7 protein-coding genes are annotated in these 10,981 nt (G+C 43.5%); 3 read left to right on the top strand and 4 right to left on the bottom strand.

Annotation, left to right across the window (positions count from 1 at the left end):
• The first annotated feature begins 120 nt into the window (after window positions 1–120).
• Complete coding sequence (locus KM934_RS11465) at window positions 121–2,322, top strand: Ig-like domain-containing protein (RefSeq protein WP_215760739.1); 2,202 nt, start codon at window positions 121–123, stop codon at window positions 2,320–2,322.
• A 13-nt stretch (window positions 2,323–2,335) separates the two neighbouring features.
• Window positions 2,336–2,518, top strand: coding sequence for a hypothetical protein (locus tag KM934_RS11470; RefSeq protein ID WP_215760740.1), 183 nt, complete (start codon window positions 2,336–2,338; stop codon window positions 2,516–2,518).
• A 102-nt stretch (window positions 2,519–2,620) separates the two neighbouring features.
• On the opposite strand, the gene KM934_RS11475 is transcribed toward KM934_RS11470, so the two are convergent.
• Window positions 2,621–2,803 carry a hypothetical protein gene (locus KM934_RS11475; RefSeq protein WP_215760741.1) on the bottom strand — a complete coding sequence of 61 codons (183 nt, stop codon included), beginning with the start codon at window positions 2,801–2,803 and terminating at the stop codon, window positions 2,621–2,623.
• A gap of 116 nt (window positions 2,804–2,919) precedes the next feature.
• On the opposite strand from KM934_RS11475, the gene KM934_RS11480 reads away from it, so the two are divergent.
• Window positions 2,920–3,681 (top strand): amidohydrolase, encoded by a 762-nt coding sequence (locus tag KM934_RS11480; RefSeq protein ID WP_215760742.1) that lies wholly within the window; start codon window positions 2,920–2,922, stop codon window positions 3,679–3,681.
• 643 nt (window positions 3,682–4,324) lie between these two features.
• Here KM934_RS11480 and KM934_RS11485 read toward each other — a convergent pair.
• The 3 genes from KM934_RS11485 to KM934_RS11495 form a co-directional block, all read right to left on the bottom strand.
• Window positions 4,325–4,525, bottom strand: a complete 201-nt coding sequence (locus KM934_RS11485; RefSeq protein WP_215760743.1) for a hypothetical protein — start codon at window positions 4,523–4,525, stop codon at window positions 4,325–4,327.
• 176 nt (window positions 4,526–4,701) lie between these two features.
• A complete protein-coding gene (locus tag KM934_RS11490; protein WP_215760744.1) occupies window positions 4,702–9,540 on the bottom strand; it encodes an Ig-like domain-containing protein in 4,839 nt (1,612 codons plus the stop codon).
• Between the two features lie 6 nt (window positions 9,541–9,546).
• Complete coding sequence (locus KM934_RS11495) at window positions 9,547–10,485, bottom strand: hypothetical protein (protein ID WP_215760745.1); 939 nt, start codon at window positions 10,483–10,485, stop codon at window positions 9,547–9,549.
• Between the last annotated feature and the right edge of the window lie 496 nt (window positions 10,486–10,981).

Here is a 10,981-nt window from a genome sequence, read left to right on the forward strand (position 1 = left end):
CGCCTTCTTTCAAAAGAGCGAAGCCCGAGGATTCTAACGAGTCTTCGGGCTTTTTATTGCCTTTTTTTGGCGTTAATGGTCTATTATCCTTACCTTTTAACTTTTAAAAATCATCCAAATATGATTTTATTAAGATTTCAATGTTGGATTAATTGTGTTAGGTTGTATTTTTTGTTATGCCTAATGCTGTTAACTGGTGTTGTGCAGTCTTTTGCCGACACGGTGAGCTATCAGTTTACAAGTCATCAATGGAAAGCTGTAACTAATGGTGTTTCTTCAAATTGGTTTTCTATTAAGGACGGTGATTCTTTTGCTTCGTATCAAGTTCCTGTAACTAAGGACCGTAGTGGAGCTTGTGCTAATTCTCCCGAATCGTTTGATAATATTTCTTCGATTACCGTTCATTATTCCACCAATACTAAATCAGGAAAGGGAACTATTAGAGTTTATTGTGTAGATTCAGCTGATTCTAAGGCCCAAAACGGAAAACAGGTGAGTAATGGATTTTTGATAAATATGCCTGGAAAGGAACAGGCCGCAAAGTTTACATGTGCTCCTAGTGTTTCTGGTTACGTGCAGATTTTCGTTGATTGTACGGAAAACTCTATTTATATCAAGTCGGTTGACATTGAATACTCTTCTAATAGTCCGGTTTTAAGGAACAGTGTGAGCACTCTTGATTTTGGTTCTGTTGAGAGTGGTAAGAGTAAGGATCTCAGCTTTCAATTATCGGGTAGAAATCTGAAGTCGGATGCTGTACTGTCTGTAGATGGTGAGGGATTCTCGGTTCAACCTGCACGCGTTTCACCCAATGAGGGTGAGATCTCAGAAACAGATGTTAAGGTTACTTATTCTCCTACGTCTGTAGGAAATCATCAAGCGAAGCTTACGATTTCTTCGGATGGTGCTACTGCTAAGGTTATCTCGCTTACAGGAACGGCTATTGCTCCTACGGTGTATCATAAGGTTACTTGGCTTGTTAATGGTGAAAATTATACTGAGGGTAATCCCTCTTCTGATGTTGCAGGGGGAAAGAAGGTGACGACGTTGCCCTCGGCGCCACAAGCTATTGAAGGCAAGGAATTTGTCGGTTGGACCGATTCAAACATTTCGGGCTCTAAGAATGAAAAGCCTTCGGTACTTTTTGTGGATACCGCTTCTGCTCCTGTAGTTAATGCAGATGTTGTATATTATGCCGTGTTTGCTAAGAAGACAGGTAATGAAGTTACTTACACTAAACTTAATTCTAATAAATTCAATTCTAAAGCAGATTATGTAATAGGTGCTGAATACAATGGGCAATTGTATTGTTTTTATAAGTACACTAAGGTTGATGAAAAGGAGAAATGGGGATTAATGAGTAAGGACTCTATTCCTATTGTCTTTCATTTATCAGGAAAGCCGGAAAAGTTAGTGGTGAAAGATGAAAAAGGGAATTATCTTGCTCCAATTAAAGAAGGCTTTAAAATGTCTTCAAGTGAAAAAACGATTATATTAAAATCTGACGGTACGATACATGATGATAAGTATTTATCACTTAGATTTAGTCCTAATAATGGCTTACGTTGGTATACAAATGGTGATGGCACTACGTTCAATGCAGCCTATTTTTATGAGATCAGTGGCGGAGTGAATTATTCGGGTTATTGCACCTCTGTTCCTCGTACTGTAAGTTTCAAAGCCATAGACTCGGATAGCACACGTTATGCTACTTTTAGCTCAACGAGGGATGTGGTGTTTGTTGGCGATGATGTAGAGGTCGCGGGCTTGGCGGTTAAGAATGACATAATATCGCCGATTACTGTAACGCCTGCAAGCTATGCAGTTACCGACGCTTCAGTTGGTAAGAATGGCGAGGTCAATGGTTGTTATGTTCCTGCCAATACTGGTGTGTTGCTGAAGAGCAAGTCAGATACGGCTTCTTATTATTACGTTAAGAGTGCCTATGAGGTTAACCTCTCGGGCAATATGCTCAAACCTGCTCCGGTTGGGGGGGGCGAATTCGAGCCCGAGACAGGTTACAAGTATTATAAGTTGGCCTATAATAATTACACCACCAAGCAAGGCTTGGGCTTCTATTGGGGAGCCGAGGAGGGTGGTGCCTTTAAGGTGAAGGAAGGGTTGGCCTATTTGGCCGTTCCTTCTGCCGACGCTCATAATGCCAAGGGTTTTCGCTTTGATGGCGTTACTGATGGTATCGATGGCGTGGAGGTGGATCGTAACAAGTCGCATGACCTTTATAACCTTATTGGGCAGCGTGTGGTCGGCAAGGCTGCTCCAGGCCTTTATGTCGTGAATGGAAAGAAAGTGATAATCAGATAATAAACGAAAACCAATGATGAAGAAAGAATATTCCAAGCCGGCCGTTGTAGCCAAGGCTATTGATACAGAGCCCATGCTCGCTGGAAGTGGTCCTATGGATAAGGTTCAATCCACTATGGTCTTGTATGATAACGAAGAGAACGAATTTGCCAAACAGAATACCGCCAATACCGTCAATACTGTTTGGGACGACTAATCCTCCTTACGAAAAGAGCGCATACCTCTAAGGCATGCGCTCTTTTCGTAGATAGGCTCGCCATGGTGTGATATAATCGTCCAATCATGTGGTTTTATTGTGTTATTGCTTATTTTGTGCTCTTTTCTGGTTAATTCGTTGCCTCCCAATTTGCTGAGTGGCGTTACTTTTGCGTGATGAATCCATAGGCTTGGCGATGGTTTGTTTAGAAGAATGGATTGTTGAGTCGATCGTTGATGGGCTTGTTGGAATGATAATTTCCGCTTTCTTGATACTTACTGTCACGAGTATTTTGTAACTTTACGCAGCATGTAAAGTGTGCGTGGCGGCAGCGTTTGTGAAGGCATAACACGAATGGCTCCCCGCGCCACACGATAGTTTCTAACCCAACACCGCAAAGTATGAACATCACCATTCTTCAAATCGATATCCTCTGGGCGCAGCCCGAGGCCAACCGCCAACGTATCAGTCAGCTGATTGAGCACCTTGGCCCTACCGATCTCATTGTGTTGCCGGAGATGTTCTCCACGGGCTTTGCCACGCAGCCCGAGGGCATTGCTGAGGGCGATGGCGGTTCGCTGCGGTGGATGGCGGCGATGGCGGCCTCCACGCAAGCTGCGGTGGCGGGAAGCATCGCCATCCGGGAGGGTGAGCGTTATTACAATCGGTTTTACTTTGTGAAGCCCGACGGTGAACTTGCGTTTTACGACAAGCGGCACCTCTTTACCTATGGGGGCGAGGACAAGGCGTTCACGCCGGGCCGTGATCGTGTTGTTGTAGAGTGGCGTGGCGTGGGCATCCTGCTGCAGGTATGCTACGACCTTCGGTTCCCGGTGTTCAGTCGCAACCACGACGACTACGATCTGGTGCTCTATGTGGCCAACTGGCCTGAGGGGCGCCGTCAGGCCTGGGACCTCCTGTTGCGTGCCCGCGCCATCGAGAACCAGTGTTATGTGGTTGGGGTGAACCGTGTGGGCAAGGCGCAGGTCAATTACAACGGAGGTTCGGCCATCGTCGATTTTCAGGGCACTCTGCTCGCCGCATGTGTCGACGGACAGGAATCGTCGGCCACGGCCCAGCTCAACATGCCGCGCCTGATGGCCTTCCGCAAGCAGTTTCCCGTGCTCCACGACGCCGACGCCTTCAGGTTGTGTGAATTATAATGTTGAATGTGGAGTGTTGAATGTGGAATGAATTTTGTTGAGTGTTGAATGAACATTCAGCATTCAACCTTCAACATTGTCAAACGTCTGTGGGAGTCGACCTTTGCATCATAGGCGCCAAAGAACAAGTGGGATAGTTTCCCCACAGAGGGCACAGAAGAACCGAAACGCACAGATATTTGTGAATTAGGAAGGTAAGATCAGATAGAGATGCTTGTGGCTCGTGTGAGACGAGGGGCAACAAAAGGTATGAGAAGGAGCGGGCTCGTGTGAGAGCAGGCGTGAGACGCTGGGCGTAGCCGTGTTGACAGAAAAGACGAATGCGCCTACCGACTTTTGAGAATGTTGAGTGCGAATAGCTGTTAAGTCTGCTTTTCGCACGTACTTAGGGTCTACTAATTTATTTTAGCCAAGCCGCCTTGTGGGGCGGCAAAAATCCCCGCGAGGCGGTCTGCGATTTCTTCTATTCGCTTTTTGAGGGGATCTAAGGCCAAATCCACAAAAACGAGACAAAGAAGTCTCCTAAGGAACTACATTACGTTAGTGAAGAAGTAAGCTCCTATCCTTGTGCCAGCCGTGTCGTCAAGTTTCGCCCTGATGTCGTTTGCCCGGTAAACTCGCTTGGAGGTTCCGAATGTGGCCTCTATCTCATTCCTCTCTCCGATGGCCCTCTTCTTGTCTTGATAAGATTCCTGTTCGCCTTCCCGAGGTAGAGCTTGTCCGCTTGTACTTCCTGTGGCAGCATGCCGAAGCGCTTTTTATAGAGTTCCAATTGCGTGGCGAGGTCGGACGACTCGTTGTAGGCGTCCCAACTGAGATGGTTGACGTAGGTGTAACCGTTCACGATGCTGGCGCCAACCTTCGCTCCGAACTCGACCTTGGCATTCGCCTTGCCCCAGACAATTAGGGCTTACTCAGGACTTGCACCCGTTAGATACTGCTCTTATGCCGAGCATACAGAAAAAAGCCTGCTACGGTAATTCCGCAGCAGGCTCATTCTTATACGTTAATACAAAGAGGTTACTTGATGACGACCTTCTTGCCGTTTACGATGTACACGCCTTGAGTAGGCTTGTTCACCTTACGACCTTGTAAGTCATAGACCTTCACGGACGAAGGATCAATAGAGATACTATTGACACCTGTATTAGCAGAGACAGTGACCGTCGATTCGCTGTCAGCAGGATAATACTCCTTCTCATCAGCTGTAGCAAGTACCACTCGCTCCATCTTAAGTGTATAATCACCTTCTGCTGCATCTTTCTCAGCCTTCAACTTTATATTGACGACAGGTCCATTTGCTCCTTCAACATCTGTATTTGAAAGTGAGAATACAATTACACGGTAGCGGTTACCTCGGATAAGATTCGAAGTTAGTGAGTGGTCTACACATCTTGAAGTCACCAAAGAAGCAGAATAGCGAACTTTTCCGCTCTGGTTTACGGTGCTATCAACAGTAATACCCTTTGGAAGAAGAATATCGAACTGGAAGCTACAATACTTACCACTGTTCTCGAGATTAACCGGCAAGGTAGCCGTTTCTCCTGGAACGACTGTTATATTACTACAATACATCTTGTCGTTCGTCGTGACCTCATTGGCTGTTGCCAAGAAATTCTTCTTAGCCGAAGCAGGCGTCTTTACCTCAGCGAGAACATTAACGATAGCATTGACATCAGACACATTAATGATACCATTATTATTCATATCTGCAGCAGCGAAACAGAAACTCCCAGAAGGCTTCTCTGCAATATAGTTCACCGTACTGTTCACATCTGCAAGCGAAACTTTTCCGTCACTGTTAGCGTCACCCATTATAACATCGTTGACATGGATAACGCCATTGGCATCCTGACAGTAATATTCTTTTTCTGACGCATCTGCTAAAACAATGTTTCTGATACTGATATTGTAATCACCTTTTGCCACATCCCCTATAGTGATAGGAATATTGACAAGAGCACCGCTCTTTCCTGAGAAATTATCATTAGCTATAGAGAAAGCAATGACGCGAACGGCGCCAGTACTTATCTTATTCGAGGTGATGGAGTGTGTATCCTCCTGGCGACCTGCAAACTGGATGTCATACTTACCCTTGCTGTTCTTTGCAATATCAATACCATCGGGCAGATAGACATCTAACTGGAAGCTGCAAACAGGATCCTCGTTGTTCAGATAAACTGGATACATAATGGTCTTGTTCTTCAGCGTGGTCGTATCTTTCAGTACGATAGTGTCGTTGACCGGAGCATAAACCGTGACGATAGCAGAATCTGAGAGGTTTGTGCCATCCGTAGAGGTTGCTATAATTGTCGCTTTGCCATTGCCTACGCCTCTCACGACACCATCCTTAACCGTAGCAATACTTGTGTCGGAAGAAGACCAAGCTACAGTCTTGTTTGTAGCATCATCTGGTTTAACAGTCGCTTTCAACGTAACTGTCTGACCTTTCTTCACTGTGACAGTCTTTTGATCCAAGGTCACGCTCGTCACAAGACCGTAAACTGTCATGTCAAGCGTAGGCCATCCATTAGCCTCATCAATCTTCCAGACGCGGCTGAAGGACCAGCCGAGCTTCTCATAGGTTGCTTCTGACTTTAGCTCATCCTCTGTCTTGGCATAACCATCAAGGATATTATCCGTCACCTTCTTGGGTACACCATTGACCGAAAGAATCATTGTGCTGAGTGCATAGTTGTTTTCTCCCGGCTGTGCAGCCCCGTTCTTGAAGCCACCGAGCACGCGGATGCTCCATCCACTCTTGTCCGTGACATTCACCTGCGGGTTACCAGCTACGAGATTATTGACTGTTGCCTTAGCACCATCATTGTAGCCAACGACTCCGGCACCATAGAACTCACTGTTCACATTGCCTTTGCTATAGCTATTGCTGACCTTACCATAGTTGTATGCCACAAGACCTGCAGCATAGAGCGTGGAAGTAGCATCAGCGATAGAATAGCAATTCTCTATCAAACCTTCGCTCTTATTTATACCAACAAGACCGCCAACATAACTCTTGGCTCCGGTTGCAGATAAAGTTCCTTCAGAATAACATTTAGTGATTGAGTCCGTTGCTTCTGTCACACCAACAAGACCTCCGACAAACGTACTGTCGCCTGACGTCTTTGCTGTAGTCTCAGCATGAGAATTCTTCAAGATGACATTCGAGCCTTTTCCGAAGATACCACCTGCATTAGCATTGGATCCCGTTGTCGTTAACTTAACCTTCGCATAACTGCTTATGACATCAACGCTGCCATCGGCTAATCCTGCAAGACCACCAATATAGATGTCTTTAGTTGATGAAGAGATTGTCTCACCTTCATAATTGACATTGTTGAACTTCATTTCGCTCGTCATACCAGTTATACCACCGACATGATTCGAGCCCTCAGCATTGCCTTTGACGGTCACATTCTCTATCTTACCATTCGTCATCCGACCTATCAGCACAGCGGTATAATCTCCACCTTTGACCGATTTACCCGATGCTGTCTCAACCGTCAGATTCTTGATGTAGCCAGCTGGGAAGTTAGAGAACAATCCATTGTAACCAGCCGTCGTATTACACCAAAGACCAGTAATCTTATGACCGCCACCATCAAAATAGACAGCAGTCACACCGTTCTTGCCGATAGCAGGCCAGCCCTCCGTAGGACTGTACTTATTGATCCATTCCGTCAAGTCGATATCATTCATCAACTTGTAAAAGCCTTTCTTGTAGACACCCTGAAGATCAGCAGCTGTATAGACGCGATAGGGATCGGCTTCAGTACCGCTACCCGGATAGTTCACAGTTGCATCCGTATAAGGAGACTGCCCCTTCCCGTCTACAACAGCATACAAGCGTACGGGGTCTCCGGACTGAAGAGCGGGCACAGAGAATGACCACTGATTGCCGTTACAAACGACTGATGACTTATAAGAGTCACCTACCTCTATATATACAGTACCACCATCTATACTCTTGCCACTTATCGTCGTCTCTTGAGACACAAGGTTGGATGTAATCTTAGGAGGTGCAGCCTGCCAAGGCTTATAAGGATAGGTTTCCGTCTCTTGAATCGTCCAATCGTTGTTGAAGTCCCAATCCATTGATACATAATTTGCTTTCAATCTCAACGAGGAACTACCATATCCTATACCATTTTGTAAATTATCAATAACAGATTGCACAATACCCGCCTTACTTAATAACAATGATGACAAACCCAAATTCTGGAACTTTGTTCCAGATGTTCCAATATCATTCGTATTATCAACCTTTCCAAAAATACGTCCTATAGTGTCTATTGTGCAAGATAACATGCTCATGGCAGATACATTAGCCTTAATACTAACTCCACCTTTTGAAGTTTGAAAACCGGCTCCTAAGATACCACCTATAACACAATCTCCCTTTATTGAGCCAATCGCTAGATTATTTGACAATACTCCCATTATTTTTTTGCCAACGATCCCGCCAAGGTAAGATTTACCAATGATAGCTCCACTATATAAATTATTTGTTGCATTCAATACTACGCTACCCTTACCATACTTATATCTTGTATCACCAAATGGACACATTGAAGTAGATATTAATCGAGTACCATAATTACCTTGGTCATATCCAATAATACCACCTACATAATTGCCCTTACATTGTAAATTACAAATTGATAGATTATTATTAATTTCGATGATCCTATTTCCTTCATCAACTAGTTCATCGTTATAATAAGTCACTACAGGATTCTTAATAACTCCGCCGACATCATTTCCCCTTACATGCTTACATTGATTTAAGGTAACATCTTTGTCTTGATAAGTATTAGAAGATATAGAACCTATTATTCCTCCAATGCAATTGCCTCCCTTAATATCTCCAACATGATTACATTTCTTTACTTCTGTGATACTTCCTCCTTCACTTAGTCCAACAATTCCACCAACATAATCAGAAGTTCCTATAATTTCCCCATTAGAACGGCATGAAGTTATGCTTACGCTTCCTTCTTCATTAATATAACCGATAATTCCTCCTAATCTCTCTGTACCAGATACATTTCCCTTATAATTTGCATTATTGAGCGTACATTTAGCACGTGCAAAACCTAGAATGCCGCCCAGATAATCACCTTGCTTAATGTTACCAGTTACATTAGTATTCGTGATTGAAACCTCATAACCTTGGCCCAATATACCTCCGACGGCTCTTCCTGCTGTTATGTTACCATCAAATGTGCAGTCAGTAAAGTTCGTGTTCCTGGCAAATCCGATTATACCACCAATGTTGTTAGAAGTACTCTCAAGTTGGCCTTTGACACTAATATTATCTAAAGTGCAACTTGCAGCACTACCAACTAATCCACCTGAATAATCTGCAGTTGATTTGATTAGAGATGAAGTTACTATAACATCTTTAAATGTAGAACCTATTGCCACGCCTGCTAATGGAGCTACAAATCCCTTTCCTTCAACCTTATCTGTAATTAAAGTCAAGTTTTCAATATGACTATTTTTGATATAGCCGAAAAATCCAATATTATCTTCAGAAGGGCGACTAATTGTCACACCTGATATAGTATGATTATTTCCAATAAAGAATCCTTTAAAACAAGCAGATTCCACACCTATAGGCTGCCACCCCTGCCCTGGATTATTTTCTTCTATCCATTCTGTCAGGTCAATGTCTGACATCAGATTGAAGTACACACTATCCTTCCCAAGGAAGTTGCGCATCTGATTTAGCTGCTCAGCATAGAAAATCAGATAAGGGTCATCTTTGGTTCCAGACCCCGATCCGCTGAACTGAGCGAACGCTGCTGTTAGCGAGCATAGGAACAATGCCCAAATGAGTAATAGTCGCTTCATAGTCATTTATAATTTAACTTCAGTTTCTTCGTCTACCTCATTTGAATCGTAAAGATTAGACTTGTATATCTTCTTGTTAGGAATCAAGTACTTAATCTTTTGATAAGTTGCGATATTTCTTAGTATTTTCTCTTCATATTGAGGTTTGTTAGGATTAAGTGGTTGCAAAGTGATCTTGTTTATAACATGCCCCCAGTTAAAGTTAGAAAGGAGCATATGATCAACATCCTCAACGCCTTTTCTTATTAAACTTACGCGCACCTCTTCCTCGTAGTTATAAGCGTTACGTTTAAGTGAGAAATTATTGATAAAAAGATCTCTTAACTTAACAGCTCTTTCCTTCTCTGATACCTGCTTTAGGGTATTGATATTAGGATCAAATATAGGTGTAGGGGTAACGATATTTTTCCTTAACCGGTAATCCATTTTTGAAAGATACAAATAGCCCCCATCAAAGATAGAATTACACAAAGCATAACATAGTTCGTAAGCATCTATTTCTACTCGAACGATGCTTCCACTTGCAGGCATGTAAATTTTCCATGCCGCTTCCTCATTGACTTTTGCGCTCTCACCTTTAAAGCAAGTAGCAAATACAGAATATTCTTTAAGTGTGTTTGTATCTTCTTCCTTTTGGAGTCCAATATTATCTAATGACTCCATATATTTTGTTTCAAAAGGGTCGTCCCAAGAAGATGGACTTGCGAGATATAGAGTATGTTCTGCTAAAGACTTTAACAGGTGTTCCGTCTTGAAATACCTATAAAAGACCGTTCTTTTTTCCCCCTTCAGATCTGAAACGATTTTGAGTTTATTGCTTATTCTCAATTTTTCGGATCCTAGGAAATTCGTAAATTCCTGGAAATTATTACCGTTTTCAAGCATTTTTTCTTTCATCCTAAGAGACATAATATTCAGCACCCCCAAGCTGAAAATTTCATTCAATCTCTATCCTATACATACGAAAAAAGCGTGGGAGTCTTACAGTCACCCGTCCCACGCACTGAGGCCTTCGCATTGCCCATTGTAGTCAGAACGAGCAACGCAGAAGCCCACGCCGATATGTATACACCATACGATACCCATAAAACTATAGGTACTCAATATGGGCTGTAATACACACCCATGGACATCTACCATTGCTAAGTCCTTTGACTACAATTGAAGTTTGCGAAGTTTCAGTGCGTCAAGAACAAAGCGTCAAGTAAACGCCTTAATCATATAATGATCCCCACTATCAAGACACTTCACATGAGCGTCTCTTCCCACCCTTTTGCGGACTTCTGCATCATCTAACGGCTACTAAAGCCGAATGCCACATGTAACTTTGGCTTCGGATAAGGTTCACATTGCAAAATTATGAAATCTTTTCGATATAGACCAAATTTCGGCGCACCCGACAAACCCTGTGGAGTAGGCCGTGCAGATGCTAACCCAAAAC

This window comes from Hallella faecis (assembly GCF_018789675.1).
In the GTDB taxonomy this organism is placed as follows: Bacteria; Bacteroidota; Bacteroidia; order Bacteroidales; family Bacteroidaceae; genus Prevotella; species Prevotella faecis.